We start from the raw sequence: 14,738 nt of genomic DNA on the forward strand, positions 1-14,738 counted from the left end.
CTGCGTGGACGAGTTCGCGGAGGCGCTCCGGACGGCGATCACGAACCGTGGTCTCGGTCTGGAGCGCCTGCGCGAGCACCTCTCCCAGAACGGCGTGTCCGTGTCGATGGCGACGCTGAGCTACTGGCAGACGGGCCGCAGCCGCCCGGAGCGGCAGAAGTCGCTGCAGGCCGTCGTCCACCTGGAGCACATCCTGCAGGTGCCGCCGGGCCACCTCTCCGACCTGCTCGGCTCGCCCCGCTCGCGTGGCCGCTGGCTGCGCAGGGCGCCGGCGCCGATGTCGGCCTTCTGGCCTTCGCCGTTGCCCGTCGAGCACGCGTTGCACGACCTCGACACCCAGTGGGACGACCAGCTGATCCGGGTCAGCCAGCAGGACTTCGTGACGATCGGGGCCGACCGCACCGAGCGGGCGTTCCGCTCACGGCAGGTGCTCTCGGCGTCCATGAACGGGCCCGACCGGTGGGTCGTGATCATGCACGTAGACGACCGCGACCGCCCGCTGCCGGTGGTCCGCGCGCTGAAGGACTGCCAGGTCGGCCGGGTGGTCCAGGACCCGGCGCAGGGGTTGCTGGTCGCGGAGCTGCTGTTCGACCGCGTGCTGCGCAAGGGCGAGAGCATCGTGATCGAGCACGAGCTCGTGAACCAGGCGCCGTGTCCGCCCGCGACGAACTACGAGCGGACGTTCCGCCTGCCCGCCAGGGAGTACGTGCTGGAGGTGACGTTCGAGGGCGCTCCGCCGGCCTCCGTCACGCAGCTCGCCGACGGGTCGTCCGTCGCTCCCAGGCACACCCTGCTGGACGTGGCCCTGGACGTGCCGCCGGGTGTCCGCGGGTTCCAGTGGTCCTGGGAGGTCACGGCCTAGCGCGGAACCCCCGCGAGGACGGGACCAGCGCGGCCGCCGCGGGTGCGGCGAAGCAGATCGCCGCGCAGACGCCGAGCACGGCGCCCACCCCGAACTGACCGATCGCGGGCGCGATGAACGCCAGGCCGACCGGCGCGAGGCCGTAGGACAGCAGGAAGTCCAGGGACGACACGCGGGCGAGCTTGGCCGGTTCGACCTCGCGCTGGATCGCGGTGAACCAGGGAACGTTGAACAGCTCGATGCCGATCCCCGCGACGGCGTACGCGCCGATCAGCACGAACGGGTGCACCGGCATCAGCAGGCTCAGCGGGATGACGCCGTAGAGACCGAGTCCGGCCAGCGCCGCCCAGCCCGCCCTTCGCGGCCGCCAGCGGGAGATCAGCACCGCGCCCGCGAGCGCGCCGAGGGTGTACGCGGTCGTGGCGGCCGCCAGCACCGCCTCCGTGTCGTAGCGATCCCGGCTCACCAGCGGCAGCACGACGGCCGTCGCGGAGTAACCGAAGGCGATCATCGCGGTCAGCGCGCCGAGCCCGGCGAGGAACCACGGGTGACGGCGCGCCTCCCTGATGCCGTCGAGGAAGTCCGCGGCGAACCCCGCGCGGGTGTCGCCGGTCCGCTCCGGCGTGCCCGTGCCCGCGGGCGGCACGAGCGCCGCGCACAGCCACACCACGCCGGTGATCGCCAGCAGCGCGCGGGAATCCACGAGCAGCGCCGCGAGCACCGTGAGACTCGGCGCGACCAGTGACGTCACCCGCACGGCCAGCGTGATGGCCGCGTTGGCCTGCTGCCGCCCGGACTCCGGCACCACCTCGGCCACGAGCGCCTGGAACGCCGGCCGGCACGCGCCCTGACCGGCTCCGACGACTGCCGCGGCGACGGCCATCACCAGCAGGGACTTCCCCATCCCCAGGGCGATGACCGGTGTCGCGACCCCAGCCGTGACGCACGACCAGAAGACGACGACTCTGCGCGCGTGCCGGTCTGCGAGCACACCCGCGACGGGCACCGCGGCGACGAACCCCGCCGTTCTGGTGGCCAGGACGACACCCAGCTCGACGGCCGTGATCGAACGTTCCAGCACCGCCAGACCCAGGATGAACGGCAGCGCCCACATCGCGAGGCCCGACGCCGTTGTCCCCGTCCAGAGGCGTGCGAACGCGGCGTTGCGGAAGACGGACGGTGGCGCCGGTGTCGCGTTCTCGGTCACTTGACCAAGACTCTCACCCTCAGCACGCTTCTGACTACGGTGAGATTCGGGAACATGCCGAGAAATCTCGTTGCCCGGCAGGCCGCACCGGACAGCACGATGGACGGGCACGCCCGGAGGCATGCCCGTCCATTGTGGACAGTTGTCAGCCGATCTTCTCGATCAGCGCCCTGCGGATGAGGAACTTGCCGGGCTCACGCACCTGTTCGAAGGCCGCGTTGTTCAGCAGCGCGCAGCTGCCGGACACCGACGCCACCTTGACGGTGGTGGACTTGTTGTTGTCCAGGTTGGTCACCTTGAGCGTGGTGCCGACCGGGAACGTGCCGCTCGACGCGGCGGGCGCACCACCCTCGCCGGACAGCGTGACGGTCGAGCCGTCGCAGACCTGCTGGCCGGCCGCGCCGCCGTCGCCCTCCTCGGCCTCGGGCTGCTCGGGCGCCGGCTGGGCCGTCGCGTCGCCCTCGTTGCCCGCGTTGTCGTCGCCCGCGTTGTCGTTGCCCTGTTCGGCGTTGCCCCCGCCACCGTCACCCTCGCAGCCCGCCGCCTCGCGCCGCTGCTGGATGAGGTCGACCACGGCCTGCCGGTTCGCGATGCGGGCCTCGGACTGCGCGTCCGGGCTGGCCTTCTGCCCCGCGATGAAGTTCAGGTTGTTCTGCAACGCCTTGTCCAGCCCGCCACAGTCCTCACCGGACGTGGCAGCCTGCCCCTTCCCGGGCTGCGCCTGGACGTTGCTGTCACAGCCGGCCGCCGAACGCCGCTGGTTGATGAGGTTGACGACCGCCTGCCGGTTCGCGATGCGGGCGTCCGACTGCGCGTCGGGGTTCGCCTGCTGACCTGCGATGAAGTTCAGGTTGTTCCGCAGCGCCTGGTCCAGTCCGCCGCAGTCCTCGGCCGCGTTCGAGTCGGTGCCGCTGAAGGCGAACATGCCTCCGGCGACAGCGGCGACCGCGAGCATGGCGCCCGCGCCGATCATGGCGGGCTTGCGGTGTCGAGCGCCCATTCTGTGTCTCCTCGGGGGATGGATCGGTGTTGTACCGATGACTACGGGGAGGTCACGGACGGGGTTCAAATCAAACTGGACCGCGGTGTTTTTAAATGCCTTTAAGGTTTTCGGGGTGTCAGTCCGGTTGCACTGTGGGAATACGGCGATCGGGTGATACCGGCGGCTTCGGTGGTCCTGACCTCACGTTGCCCGGTCGGCTCGGGTGAGCCGGATCCCGTTCCAGCGAAGGGGTTCCGTGCCGTGCAAACAGTCAGCCCGCCCAAGTGGTCCTGCGCATTTACCGGCCGAACCATTTCATCGCCGGTTCGCGAAGATTGGCCTTTGACCCGGAGTCTCTGGCCGAGATGCTCTATTCATACTGGTTGTCAGGCGGACTCGGCGGCGCGCTTCAACCGCTGCAACGTCGCCTCGATGTTGCGCTGGTTCGTCACGGCGCGGTTCCTGACCCCGGTCGCGAGCATCGTGATCGGCACGTACCAGCCGGGCCGGCGGTCCCACGTCGACTCGGTGACGCGGCAGCCGCCGGCCGTCTCGTCGATGTCGTACTGCCAGCGCGACACGGCCATCCCCAGCGACCTCACCTCGAACGCGAACCGGGTCGCGGAGCAGTCGGTCACCGTGGAGGTCGTCGGCCACATCCGCCAGCCGCGCCTGTTGATACCGCGGAACCGCGCGCCCACCGACGGACCGGAGCCGCCGAGCCACTTGCCGCCGGAGTACTCCTCGGCGCACTCGCTGAGGCCACGAAGGTCGCTGACCAGGTCGAAGACCCGCTGCGAAGAGGCGGCGATGTCGATCTGCGCGGAGGCGTCCGGCGTCATGCGGCCGAACTTACTACGGGTAGGTTCGCTTCACCAGGCGCCCGCGGCGGCTACCGGAGTTCGCGGATCGGTTCCCCGGCGACGAAGGCGTGGATGTCCTCCACGGCCTCGCGGAAGTACGTGCGGTAGTTCCCCTCGGTGACGTAGCCGAGGTGCGGGGTCGCGAGGACGTTCGGCAGCGTGCGCAGCTCGTCGGTCACCGGCAACGGCTCGACCTCGAAGACGTCCAGGCCCGCACCCGCGATCCGCTTGTGCCGCAACACCTCCAGCAACGCGTCGGAGTCCACGATCGCGGCACGGGAGGTGTTGACCAGGAACGCCGAGGGCTTGAGGCAGGCCAGCGCCGCCGCGTCGACCAGGCCGCGGGTCCGGTCGCTCAGGACGAGGTGGATGGACGCGAAGTCGCTCTGCGCCAGCAGCTCGTGCAGCCCGGGCGCGAGGCGGACGCCCTCCTCGGCGGTCCGATCAGGAGTGAGGTTCGCGCTCCACGCCACCACGTCCATCCCGAACGCCTTGCCCACGCGGGCGACGGCCTTGCCGAGGTGGCCGAAGCCGAGCAGCCCGAGAGTGCGGCCGGCCAGGTCCACGCCCACCGTGCTCTGCCACCGGCCGCCGGTGTGGAAGGCCTCGTTCTCGACGACCAGGTGGCGCGCGAGGCCGAGGATCAACGCCCAGGTCAGCTCGGTCGGCGGGGTCTTGGCGCTGCCGGTGCCGCACACCGTGACGCCGTGCGCGCGGGCCGCGGCCAGGTCGATCGACGCGTTGCGCATGCCGCTGGTGACCAGCAGCCGCAACCGGGGCAGCCGCGCGAACAGCTCCGCCGTGAACGGGGTCCGCTCCCGCATGACCACGACGCACTCGGCCTCGGCCAGTTCGGCGGCCGGATCGTCCAGGTGGTCGCGCAGTACCGTCACGTCGAGGCCTGACCAGTCCGCGGCGGCGAGCGCCACACCCTGGTAGTCGTCGAGCACCACACACCTCATGGGCCGATCATGTCAGAGTAGGGCCATGGGGGAATTCCACCTGGCACAGGCCAACATCTCGACCGGGCGGTGGGCGTTCGACCACTGGCGGATGCGCGGGTTCGTGAGCAGGGTCGAGGCGATCAACGACCTCGCGCGGCAGGCGCCGGGGTTCGTGTGGCGGCCGACGTCCGAGCGGATGACGGAGGACCTGACCCGGCTGGGGCTCGACCCGTGGCGCGACGCCTACAACCTCAGCGTGTGGGAGTCGGTCGAGGCGTTGTGGGCCTTCACGTTCGGCGGCGTGCACCTGGAAGCGGTCAAGCGCAGCGACCAGTGGTTCGAGTCCGGCAGCTCGTTCGACGTGATGTGGTGGATCCCCGCCGGGCACCAGCCCACGACGGAGGAAGGCCTCGCGAAGCTCGCACTGGTGAAGGAGAACGGCCCGACGCCGGAAGGGTTCACCTTCCGGCGCCGCTATCCTTGTCCTGACTAGCAGTTCGGGCGCGTGTTCTTCCCGGCGAAGCGGTCACCGAGCCAGTTCATCGCGTTCGTGCCCCACGCGCTGACGGCCGTCACGTGTCCCAGCAACGGCAACGGCGTCCACTGCACGTCGGCACCCAGCGAGCACCACTGCGAGCGGAGCTTCTGCCCGACGCTGAACGGGATCAGCTCGTCCAGCGTGCCGTGGTAGAGGTACACGGGCGCGGCCGGCTTGGCGGAGCCGAGCGTGTTCTCGTTCAACCGCTTCTGCCACAACGGGTTCTGGATGACGTCCGGTGTCGTCGTCAGCGAGTTGAGGCGCGTGAACGGTGCCACCAGGGCGAGTTCGGCGACGCAGGACTCGCGGATCTTGTCGATGACCTGCTGACCGCGCGCGTTCAGCACCGACGACAACGGCAGCTCGGGGTAGGCCGCGGCATAACCGGCCGCCGCCGCGAACACCAGGCCGGAACCGGCGTTGCCGTCGTTGAACTTCGCGACCGCGTTGAGGTCGGCCGGCACTCCACCGGCGGCCACACCGACGACGTTCAGCGAAGGCGCGTAGGACTTCCACTGCTCGGCGGCGGCCGACGCGGCCTGACCACCCTGGGAGTAGCCGAAAACGCCGACGGGCGCGTCAGCGGACAGACCGGGGAGGCCGCTCGCCGCACGCGCCACGTCCAGCAGGGCACGTCCCTCCGACCGGGCCACCGCGTAGGTGTGATCTCCTGGCGTGCCGAGGCCTTCGTAGTCGGTGACGGCGACCGCCCAGCCGTTGAACATCGCCCGGGCGAGGAACGCGATCTCGACCTCGGTGCCGTTCTGCAGCTGCCGCGAGGGCGCGCACTGGTCGCCCATGCCCTGCGTGCCCATCGCGTACGCCACGATCGGCCGGGGACCATTGGTCCACGGCAACGGCGACACGAGCACCATGCCCGACACGACGTTGCTCACGCCCGTCGCGGACGTCGAGCTGTACCGGATGTCGTAGGCCTTCACCGGAGCGGGCAACAACCGCAGCGGCTCCGGATGCCACGCCACCTCCCGGCTGCTGAGCAGCTCACCCGGTGCGGCCGCCGTAGCGGGCGTGACCAGGGAGAACAACAGGAGAACGGCGGCGAGCACGGCACGGAGCTGCATCGTTGGACCCCTTTGTGGTAACCGGCGTTACCGCAACGTAGGGCCGAACGTCGTAAAGGGGCAATAGCGCGTTCGGGTTCATGGATTCAGTTCGAGTCCACAAGGCGCAGGACGCTAGGGGTTCACCGCGAGGAACAGGAACGCCGCCAGCAGGATCAGGTGCACGCCACCCTGCAACCGGGTCGCGCGCCCCGGCACCACCGTGAGGACGCTGACCAGGACGGTGAGCAGCAGCAGGATCATCTGCGTCGGGCCGAGGCCGAGCATCAGCGGCCCGTCCAGCCAGATGGTGGCCAGCGCGATGGTCGGGATCGTGAGGCCGATGCTCGCGATCGCCGAGCCGTAGCCGAGGTTCAGGCTGGTCTGGATGCGGTCGCGCAACGCGGCGCGCGCGGCGGCGATCGTCTCGGGCAGCAGGACCAGCAGGGCGATGACGACGCCGACGAACGACTGCGGGAACCCGGCGGCACGGACGCCGGCCTCGATCGCCGGCGACTCGATCTTCGCGAGGCCGACCACCACGATCAGCGCGACGAGCAGGAAGCCGAGCGAGACGAGCGCGGCCTTGCCGGACGGCGCCTCGGCGTGTTCGTCGGCCTCGATGACGCCGTCCTCGTCGACCGGGAGGAAGAAGTCGCGGTGGCGGACGGTCTGGGTGAACACGAACATCGCGTACAGGCCGAGGGAGGCGAACGCGGCGAAGGCGAGCTGCGGGCCGGAGAACTCGGGGCCGGGCGTGGACGTGGTGAACGTCGGCAGCACCAGCGTGAGCGTGGCGAGCGTCATCACCGTGGCGAGCGCGCCACCGCTGCCCTCGGCGTTGAACAGGATCGTGTGGTGCTTCAACGCTCCGAGCAGCAACGCGATGCCGACGATGCCGTTCGTCGTGATCATCACCGCGGCGAACACCGTGTCACGCGCCAACGAGGAGGCCTCGGGCCCGCCGGACACCATCAGCGTGACGATCAGGGCCACCTCGATGACCGTCACCGCGACCGCGAGGACCAGCGATCCGAACGGCTCCCCCACCCTCAGCGCGACGACCTCGGCGTGGTGCACGGCGGCAAGCACGGTCGCGGCGAGAACCACGGCGACGAGCGCGACGAGCACGCCTCCGAGGTCGCGCCCCCAGGTCAGGACGAGCAGGAGCACGCCTAGCACGGGGGTGATGGTCGTCCAGTGGAGCAGCGAGAAGCGTGGGGCGGCGGCCATGATCACACCCTGACATACCGGACGGACCGTCCGCCATTCGGCGCAACACCCATTCCGGGTGCAACAAAATGTGTGGCGGAGCGCCCCTGCCGCGCCCCGCCACACATTTCTATTTCGGTGCCGTGATCGATCCCTAGAAATCGAAGAGGGCACCGGTGTGCGCCAGCATGACGCACGAGTTCGGGTAGGTGTGCACCTGGTTCACGGGTTCGCCGCGCCAGACACCGAACATCGCGACCTCGACGGGCGCGTAGACGAACGTGCACGCCCTGTCGTCGGCCTGCATGGCCCGCAGGTCGGCGCCGGCGGCGGCGAGCTCCGCGCAGGCGAGGGCCCTGCGCGGATGCTGGTCACCTCGCTCGCAGGTCAGGACCGTCGCCTTGAAGGCGTTGTCCTCGATGTCGGAGTACTGGACCGACAGGATCAGCGCGGTGCCACCCCGGGATGCGGCTGCGGCCGGGGCGGCCTGCGCCGTGCCGGCGAAGGCGAAAAGTGACACGAACAGAGCAACCAACACACAAATGCGGCCGGACATGAAAGCGGTCCTCCTGAGACCTCATAAACGGGCCGGTTCTCGGCCGCCGCAGATGTTGCCACCACGTTTCGTCGCGGCGAAAGGGGCCAGCAATCGTTCACCGATCACATTTGCCCGCTCCGCCGAAAGCGTGGTTGGGCCGAACGGATGTGTCGACCGCCACGTTCACCGGGACACAGCTGCCGACGGACTGTTACGGGTTGCTGACAGACACCGTCGCCCGAGGACGTATTATCGAAATCATGTCCAAGACCTCCAGACGCGTCGTGTTCGGCGTGCTCCTGATCGTCACACTCGTGGTTTCCACCGGCGGCGCGCTGGGTTACCTGGGCAGATTGACGCTCGTGTTCGACCGCCATCCCGGAAAGCCGCTCGCGATTCTCGCGGAAGTGCCGGGACCGCCGGACGGGCCGAACTGCCCGATCGACGCGCGCTACTTCGACGAGAAGCCGGAGGGCCTGCCGCCCGAGGTGCTGCAGGCGTGGCTGAAACTGCGCGCCAAGGCGTCTGAGCAGGGCGTGACGGTCTGCCTGAACGACGGCAAGCGCAGCCGCCGGCAACAGCAGGCGGAGTTCGACGAGGCCGTCCGGAAGTTCGGCAGCGAAGAACTCGCGTCGCGCTATGTCCTGAACCCGCCGGACCTCTCGATGCACGTAATCGGACTCGCCGTCGACATTCAACCCATCGAATCGGCGAAATGGGTCGAGAAGAACGGCGGCGTCTTCGGCTGGTGCCGCCGTTACGAAAACGAGCAGTGGCATTTCGAGTACGACGCCGGCTACTCCACCGGAGGCTGCCCCGCGCTCATCCCGAGCGCGACCGGCAGCTGAACCCCGGTCAAAGGTCTAGACGCCTGGGGTGCGCCCGAGGTTGCGCCGACGTAATCTGACAAGCGCAGTTACCAGATTGGAGCACCCGGTGGTTCGTGCTTACGGCGGCATCTCACCCGAGCAGCGCAGGGCAGGGCGCCGGGCGAAGCTGCTGCAGGCGGGCCTCCAGCTGTTCACCAGCACGGGTTTCGCCGCCACCAAGATCTCCGAGCTGTGCACCGAGGCCGGTGTCTCGACGCGCAACTTCTACGAGGAGTTCACCTCGAAGGAAGACCTGCTGCGCGACCTGCACGACCTGATCAACGCCACGGCGTTCACGCGGGTCCGCTCCGCGCTCGCCGAGCTGGAGACCGACGACGTGGCCATCCGGATCACGACGCTGCTGGACGTGTTCCTGCACAGCGTGACGTCCGATCCCCGCGCGCCGCGTCTCAACTACGTCGAGGCCGTCGGGGTGAACGCGGAGATCGAGCGCCAGCACGTGCGGTGGGTGACCACGTGGGCGGAGTTCATCGAGTCCGAGGCCCTGCGCGCGGCGGCCGCGGGGGTGGCGCCGCGGCGGTCCTACCGGCTCACGGCGATCGCGCTGGTGGGCGCGATCACCGGGCTGCTGCGGGAGTGGCAGGCGCACCAGCCTCCGCTCGCGGTCGACGAGATCGCCGTGGAGATCCGGGAGCTCATGCTGGCGGCCATCACCCGGCCGTGAGGGCGCTGCACCGGCGAGCGAGCCGGTGCCGGATGTGGCACAGGCCGCTAGGTCGCGAGCCTGACCAGCAGTTCGCGGAAGAGCCCCAGTTCACCGGCCGTCAGCGGCACCTCTGTACGGGCGAGTTGCGCCAGCAGGTCACCGGCTGCCGACGCGAGGTCCGACCTCCCCGCCTCCTTCACCAGGATCGAGCCGAGCACCGCCTCCCTGGTCCGCTCGGACAGCCCGTCGAGGCCGGGACGGCTGATGAGCAGGATCGTGGTGCCGACCGTGGCGGCGTGGATGCTCTGCACGGCGTCGTCCACCGGCATCGTCAGCAGCCCGGCCTCGTCGATCCGCGCGACGATGCCGCGCAGGATCCGTTCACCCTCCGCTGAAGCAGCGTGTTCGGTCGTGCGTGCGCCGCCGTACATCAGGCCGTACAGCGCGGGGTTGCGCAGGCCGAACTCGACATGCGCGTCCCAGCCGCGGCGCAGGTCCTCGACCGGGTCGACGGACGGGAGGCGGTCGCGCTTCTCGGCCAGGTACCGCTCGAACCCGACCGCGACCACGGCGTCGAGCAGGCCTTTCTTGTCGCCGAAGTGGTGGTAGACGGTCGGCGGCGTGACGCCCGCCGCCGCGCACACGTCGCGGATGGACGCGGTGACGCCCAGCTCGGCCGCCGCCGCGAGTACGCGGTCTCGCACCTGCTCACTCATGTAATGGCACTATACAGCTAGTTGTCACTGTTATAGACACCGTGTTAGCGTCGATTCGGACATTGCCTTACCAACGCTAACGTCGAAGGAGCACCATGAAGCGCGTCCTCGTCGCGACGGTCGCCGCCGCGCTGGCCTTCCCGGCCACGGCCCACGCCCACCCCGGTCACCCGGTGGCGCCCACGCCCAGCGCGCCGATCGTGGCGCCCACCTACGCCGGCGGCTGGCAGTTACGAGCCCCGATCGCCGGCGGTCCGCGCCAGGAGCACAGCGTCGCCGCGCTCGGCCGGCACGTGTACGTCGTCGGAGGCATCCGCCCGGACGGCAACGGCGGTTTCGTCACCGTCGCGGACGTCGAGGTCTACGACACTCGCGCCAACACCTGGCGCAGGGCCGCCCCACTGCCCGTGCCCATGAACCACCCCAACGTCGTCGCCGTCGCGGGCAGGCTCTACGTGCTCGGCGGCCTGTCCGGTGGCGCGTCCTGGCAGGCGCTCCCGGACAGCTACGTCTACAACCCGGTGACCGACCGCTGGACCTCCCTCCGGCCGATGCCTAAGGGAGTCGAACGCGGCAGTGCGGCGATGGGTGTGCACGGCACCCGCATCTACCTGGCGGGCGGCATGCGCACCCTGACGCCCGGTCCCGGCGGCCTTCAGGACACGGTGGCCGACGTGCACTCCTACGACGTGATCACCCGCCGCTGGACCACGCTGCCGTCCCTGCCGGAAGCCCGTGACCACGTCGGCGGCGCGTTCGTGGGCGGCACCTTCTACGTCCTCGGCGGGCGCGACCGCGGCCAGGTCAACGTCCGCGACACCGTCTACGCCTACCGCGGCGGCAGGTGGACCGAGCGCGCTCCGATGCCGACCCCGCGCGGCGGCCTCGCGTCGGCCGTGATCGGCACCAAGATCTACACGTTCGGCGGCGAGGGCAACGTGGTCAACGGCGTGAACACGGTCTTCTCCGAGACCGAGGCCTACGACACCCGCCTCGACAGGTGGGAGAAGCTCGCCCCCATGCCGATCCCCCGTCACGGCACCGCGGCCGTCGGCATCGGCGACACGATCTTCGTCCCCGGCGGCGGCAACCGCGGCGGCGGCGCGCCGATGGACGTCAACGACGCCTACCGCCCGCGCTGAACCGATCGGGCATCGCTGTCCGTATTCCCCCCATGTGAGCCGATTCGCCGTTCTCGCGCTGCTCGTGTGCCTGGGCGCCTGCTCCTCACCGCCGGAGGAGACCGCCTCGCTGGAGGAACTGGAGGCCGCTGCCGGTCCCGTCGCGGGGCCCACTCAGGTGCTACCAGGGGACATCGCGAAACTGCAGGTGGAACAGTCGCCCGCGGTCGGCCCCGTCGTCGCCGACCGCGAGCACTACACCCTGTACTTCACCACTCGGGACGGCACCGCCCCGACGTGCCTCGAACCCGAGTGCACGCTGGTGTGGCCGCCGCTGCTGGCCGCGGGCGGCCAGATCGAGGCGCCGGCTCTCGACCGGAAGCTGCTCGGCACCGTCAAGCGTCCCGACGGCCTGGAGCAGGTCACCCTGGCCGGTAAGCCGCTCTACCGGTACGTCGATGACGAACAGGCCGGCGACGCCACCGGGCACGGGGTCGACGACCGCTGGTTCGCCATCGCGCCCGACGGGTCCAAGGCGTCGCGCTAGTGCGGAATCGCCCGCAGGGCCGTCTACTGTGATCGGATGGAGCTGGAGCTTCGCCACTTCCGGATCGTGGCGGCGATCGCCGAGGCGGGCAGCATCACGAAGGCCGCGGCCGCCCTGGGGCTGGCGCAGCCTGCGCTGACGGGCCAGTTGCAGCGGATCGAACGCATCATGGGCGGCCCGTTGTTCGACCGGGACCGGCGTGGCGTCCGGCCCACGGCGATGGGCGAGCTGGTGCTCGACAGGGCCAGGGTGCTGCTGCCCGCGGTGTCGGGACTGCGCGCCGAGGCGGCCCGGCTGAGCCAGAGTGCGACCGTGCGCGGTGATGTACCCAGCAGACTACGCATCGGTGCGGCATCGGGTCCGGTGCTGGGCGGGCTGATCCGCCACCTGGGCAGCGCCTATCCCGACCTGCGGGTCAGCACGCACGTGTCCTGGTCGGCGGAAGAGCTCGTCGGCATGCTGGACGACGGCCAGCTCGACTTCACCCTGGTCGGGGTGTGTGGCGACGCCGCACCACCCACGCGGCCCGGGATGCGGTGGCGCGTCCTGGCCGTGGACCCGGTGTTCGTCCTGTTGTCGGAGCGGCACCCGGTCGCGCAACGGGTCGACGTCGAGGTCGAGGTCGATCTCGCCGAGCTGGCGGACGCGCAGTGGGGTGCGACCCCGGGAGACGGGTGCTTCGGCGAATGCTTCGCCGCCGCCTGCGCGAGGGCGGGGTTCAGTCCGCGCGTGCTGTACGAGACCGATGTGGCCACCAACATCGACATGGTCGAGGCGGGCGACACGGTGGTGTTGTGCCAGCCGATGTTCCGGCCGATGCAGGGGATCGTGGCCACGGCGATCGCGGGCAACCCGCTGACCTGGCGCACGATGATCGGCTGGCACGGGGACGGTGCGACGGCCCCGTTCGCCGAGGAGGTGCTCAAGTGCGCGGGTCTGGCCTACGGCGAGATCATCACGCGCAGGCCGAGATACGCCGCGTTCCTGGAACGGTTCCCGGACTTCGGGGTCCAGATATGAGACGACGCCGCGCATCGTGCCCGCGCGGCGCCGTCCCGGAGCTATCTGTCTAAGGGTTGTCGAACTTCAGGGTGTAGCCGCCGCCACCGCTGTAGGCGTGGATCTGCCAGCGGTAGTACCCGGCGGTGCCGCTGTAGGTCACCGTCTCGTCCGCGGCCTCGGTGGTGCCCTGGGCGACGCTCGCCCAGGCGGAGCCGTTCCACTTCTGCAGGTACAGGTCGAAGTCGCTGCCTGACGGGCCGGTCAGGCAGCCGCGGTGGGTGCCGGACGCCGTGCTCTGGTAGTACTGCCCGTCCGGCTGGTAGGCGGACTGTCCGCCGGAGAGGCTGCCGGTGCCGGTGAACTCGGAGCAGGTGCCGCCACCGGGCGGGTTCCCGCCGCCACCGAAGCGGGAGTACAGCAGGCGGTTCGGCGAGCCGGTGCCCGCACTGGTCACCTTGTTCGGCGTCGCGTTGGTCACGAGGGCGTCGCGCACCTGCGCCGGGGTGGCGCCTGGGTTGGCCGCGAGATACAGCGCGGCGACACCGGCGGTGTGCGGGGACGCCATCGACGTGCCGGACATGGTCGCGGTGCCGGTGGTGCTGGAGTGCGACGCCGAGGTGATGTCCACGCCGGGCGCGAACAGGTCCAGGCAGCTGCCCCAGTTGGAGAACGAGGCGCGCGCGTCGTTGCGGCCGGTGGCACCCACGGTGATGGCCGCGCCGACCCTGGCGGGAGACACGTTGCACGCGTTCTGGTTCTCGTTGCCGGCCGCGAGCACATAGGTGATGCCCGCGTTGATGGAGTTGACGATCGCGTTGTCCAGCGGGGTGTTCGCCCCTCCGCCCAGGCTCATGTTCACCACGGCGGGCTTGGCCGCGTTCCGGGTGACCCAGTTCACGCCGGCGATGATGCCCTCGTTGGTGCCACTGCCCTGGCAGTCCAGCACCCGCACCGCGACCAGCCGCGTGGCCTTCGCGATGCCGTAGGTGCTCCCGCCGACCGTGCCCGCGACGTGCGTCCCGTGCCCCTGGCAGTCCTGACCGTTGTAGCCGTCACCGATCGCGTCGTAGCCCACGGTGGCGCGGCCGCCGAAGTCCTGATGGCGCGTGCTGATACCGGTGTCGAGGATGTAGCTGGTGACGTTCGAGGCGCCGGTGTCGTAGGTGTAGGCGCCGTTGAGCGGCAGGTCACGCTGGTCGGCCCGGTCCAGGCCCCAGGTGGCACCGTGCTGGGTGTCAGCGAGCCGCACCCGCACCACCGGCGCCACGTAGTCCACCCGCGGGTCGGCGGCCAGCTTGCGCGCCTTGTCCTCGCTCAGCTCCACGGAGAAGCCGTTGAGCGCGTCGCTCCAGGTGCTGCGCACCGCACCGCCGTACTTGCCGGCGAGAGACCGGGCGGTCGCCGCGGACTCCGATCGCGGCGACTTCGCGTCGGACAGCACCACGATGTACCGGCCGGGGACTTGCAGGGCCCCGTTCGCCGACAGGATGGTGCCCTCCGCCGCCTGCGCGCTGCCCGCCGTGACCGTTCCGGCCGCGAGCATCGCGGCGGCGAAACCGACCGCCACTTCCCGGGATCTCCGAGAATTTCTGACCCTCATGTCATCTCC

At 70.1% G+C, this 14,738-nt stretch carries 16 protein-coding genes; 7 read left to right on the plus strand and 9 right to left on the minus strand.

Going from position 1 to position 14,738, the window contains the following annotated elements:
* Positions 1-4: 4 nt before the first annotated feature.
* Positions 5-862 carry an XRE family transcriptional regulator gene (locus tag ACRSBM_RS19555; protein ID WP_434445053.1) on the plus strand — a complete coding sequence of 286 codons (858 nt, stop codon included), beginning with the start codon at positions 5-7 and terminating at the stop codon, positions 860-862.
* Here ACRSBM_RS19555 and ACRSBM_RS19560 read toward each other — a convergent pair.
* The 4 genes from ACRSBM_RS19560 to ACRSBM_RS19575 form a co-directional block, all read right to left on the minus strand.
* Entirely contained in the window at positions 852-2,069 is a 1,218-nt protein-coding gene (locus tag ACRSBM_RS19560) for an MFS transporter (RefSeq protein ID WP_434445054.1), read from the minus strand. The genes ACRSBM_RS19555 and ACRSBM_RS19560 overlap by 11 nt on opposite strands.
* A 145-nt stretch (positions 2,070-2,214) precedes the next feature.
* Positions 2,215-3,069, minus strand: coding sequence for a hypothetical protein (locus ACRSBM_RS19565; protein WP_434445055.1), 855 nt, complete (start codon positions 3,067-3,069; stop codon positions 2,215-2,217).
* 368 nt (positions 3,070-3,437) lie between these two features.
* Positions 3,438-3,893, minus strand: a complete 456-nt coding sequence (locus tag ACRSBM_RS19570; protein WP_434445056.1) for an SRPBCC family protein — start codon at positions 3,891-3,893, stop codon at positions 3,438-3,440.
* Positions 3,894-3,943: 50 nt separating this feature from the next.
* Complete coding sequence (locus ACRSBM_RS19575; protein ID WP_434445057.1) at positions 3,944-4,876, minus strand: D-2-hydroxyacid dehydrogenase family protein; 933 nt, start codon at positions 4,874-4,876, stop codon at positions 3,944-3,946.
* 25 nt (positions 4,877-4,901) lie between these two features.
* On the opposite strand from ACRSBM_RS19575, the gene ACRSBM_RS19580 reads away from it, so the two are divergent.
* Positions 4,902-5,351 (plus strand): DUF3291 domain-containing protein, encoded by a 450-nt coding sequence (locus ACRSBM_RS19580; RefSeq protein ID WP_434445058.1) that lies wholly within the window; start codon positions 4,902-4,904, stop codon positions 5,349-5,351.
* On the opposite strand, the gene ACRSBM_RS19585 is transcribed toward ACRSBM_RS19580, so the two are convergent.
* From ACRSBM_RS19585 to ACRSBM_RS19595, 3 genes are all read right to left on the minus strand, one after another.
* Positions 5,348-6,478, minus strand: coding sequence for a lipase family protein (locus tag ACRSBM_RS19585; RefSeq protein ID WP_434445059.1), 1,131 nt, complete (start codon positions 6,476-6,478; stop codon positions 5,348-5,350). The two genes, ACRSBM_RS19580 and ACRSBM_RS19585, sit on opposite strands and share 4 nt — an antisense overlap.
* Positions 6,479-6,592: 114 nt before the next feature.
* Complete coding sequence (locus ACRSBM_RS19590; protein ID WP_434445060.1) at positions 6,593-7,690, minus strand: calcium:proton antiporter; 1,098 nt, start codon at positions 7,688-7,690, stop codon at positions 6,593-6,595.
* A 133-nt stretch (positions 7,691-7,823) separates the two neighbouring features.
* Positions 7,824-8,189: an SSI family serine proteinase inhibitor gene (locus tag ACRSBM_RS19595; protein WP_434445061.1), complete on the minus strand. Its 366-nt coding sequence runs from the start codon at positions 8,187-8,189 to the stop codon at positions 7,824-7,826.
* 278 nt (positions 8,190-8,467) lie between these two features.
* On the opposite strand from ACRSBM_RS19595, the gene ACRSBM_RS19600 reads away from it, so the two are divergent.
* Both ACRSBM_RS19600 and ACRSBM_RS19605 read left to right on the plus strand, forming a co-directional pair.
* On the plus strand, positions 8,468-9,055 hold the full coding sequence (locus ACRSBM_RS19600) for a D-alanyl-D-alanine carboxypeptidase family protein (RefSeq protein ID WP_434445062.1): 588 nt from the start codon (positions 8,468-8,470) through the stop codon (positions 9,053-9,055).
* Between the two features lie 88 nt (positions 9,056-9,143).
* Positions 9,144-9,761, plus strand: coding sequence for a TetR/AcrR family transcriptional regulator (locus ACRSBM_RS19605; protein ID WP_434445063.1), 618 nt, complete (start codon positions 9,144-9,146; stop codon positions 9,759-9,761).
* Between the two features lie 47 nt (positions 9,762-9,808).
* On the opposite strand, the gene ACRSBM_RS19610 is transcribed toward ACRSBM_RS19605, so the two are convergent.
* Positions 9,809-10,459, minus strand: a complete 651-nt coding sequence (locus tag ACRSBM_RS19610; RefSeq protein WP_434445064.1) for a TetR/AcrR family transcriptional regulator — start codon at positions 10,457-10,459, stop codon at positions 9,809-9,811.
* Between the two features lie 95 nt (positions 10,460-10,554).
* Here ACRSBM_RS19610 and ACRSBM_RS19615 point away from each other — a divergent pair, with 95 nt between their 5' ends.
* From ACRSBM_RS19615 to ACRSBM_RS19625, 3 genes are read left to right on the plus strand one after another with little or no spacing between them, the layout of a single operon-like run.
* The gene (locus ACRSBM_RS19615; RefSeq protein WP_434445065.1) at positions 10,555-11,601 is read left to right on the plus strand and encodes a Kelch repeat-containing protein; all 1,047 of its coding nucleotides are present in this window, start codon (positions 10,555-10,557) and stop codon (positions 11,599-11,601) included.
* A gap of 34 nt (positions 11,602-11,635) precedes the next feature.
* Complete coding sequence (locus ACRSBM_RS19620) at positions 11,636-12,127, plus strand: COG4315 family predicted lipoprotein (RefSeq protein WP_434445066.1); 492 nt, start codon at positions 11,636-11,638, stop codon at positions 12,125-12,127.
* Between the two features lie 36 nt (positions 12,128-12,163).
* Complete coding sequence (locus ACRSBM_RS19625) at positions 12,164-13,147, plus strand: LysR substrate-binding domain-containing protein (protein ID WP_434445067.1); 984 nt, start codon at positions 12,164-12,166, stop codon at positions 13,145-13,147.
* 49 nt (positions 13,148-13,196) lie between these two features.
* On the opposite strand, the gene ACRSBM_RS19630 is transcribed toward ACRSBM_RS19625, so the two are convergent.
* Positions 13,197-14,696 carry a S8 family peptidase gene (locus ACRSBM_RS19630; RefSeq protein ID WP_434445068.1) on the minus strand — a complete coding sequence of 500 codons (1,500 nt, stop codon included), beginning with the start codon at positions 14,694-14,696 and terminating at the stop codon, positions 13,197-13,199.
* Positions 14,697-14,738: the final 42 nt, after the last annotated feature.

The sequence above is a fragment of the Lentzea xerophila genome, assembly GCF_051094245.1.
GTDB lineage: Bacteria > Actinomycetota > Actinomycetes > Mycobacteriales > Pseudonocardiaceae > Lentzea > Lentzea xerophila.

Excerpts from the sequence above, each read along its gene's own strand:
- ACRSBM_RS19570 (WP_434445056.1), bottom strand. The coding sequence starts at position 3,893 with ATGACGCCGGACGCCTCCGCGCAGATCGACATCGCCGCCTCTTCGCAG.
- ACRSBM_RS19590 (WP_434445060.1), bottom strand. The coding sequence starts at position 7,690 with ATGGCCGCCGCCCCACGCTTCTCGCTGCTCCACTGGACGACCATCACC.
- ACRSBM_RS19610 (WP_434445064.1), bottom strand. The coding sequence starts at position 10,459 with ATGAGTGAGCAGGTGCGAGACCGCGTACTCGCGGCGGCGGCCGAGCTG.
- ACRSBM_RS19625 (WP_434445067.1), top strand. The coding sequence starts at position 12,164 with ATGGAGCTGGAGCTTCGCCACTTCCGGATCGTGGCGGCGATCGCCGAG.
- ACRSBM_RS19580 (WP_434445058.1), top strand. The coding sequence starts at position 4,902 with ATGGGGGAATTCCACCTGGCACAGGCCAACATCTCGACCGGGCGGTGG.
- ACRSBM_RS19615 (WP_434445065.1), top strand. The coding sequence starts at position 10,555 with ATGAAGCGCGTCCTCGTCGCGACGGTCGCCGCCGCGCTGGCCTTCCCG.
- ACRSBM_RS19585 (WP_434445059.1), bottom strand. The coding sequence starts at position 6,478 with ATGCAGCTCCGTGCCGTGCTCGCCGCCGTTCTCCTGTTGTTCTCCCTG.
- ACRSBM_RS19575 (WP_434445057.1), bottom strand. The coding sequence starts at position 4,876 with ATGAGGTGTGTGGTGCTCGACGACTACCAGGGTGTGGCGCTCGCCGCC.
- ACRSBM_RS19600 (WP_434445062.1), top strand. The coding sequence starts at position 8,468 with ATGTCCAAGACCTCCAGACGCGTCGTGTTCGGCGTGCTCCTGATCGTC.
- ACRSBM_RS19565 (WP_434445055.1), bottom strand. The coding sequence starts at position 3,069 with ATGGGCGCTCGACACCGCAAGCCCGCCATGATCGGCGCGGGCGCCATG.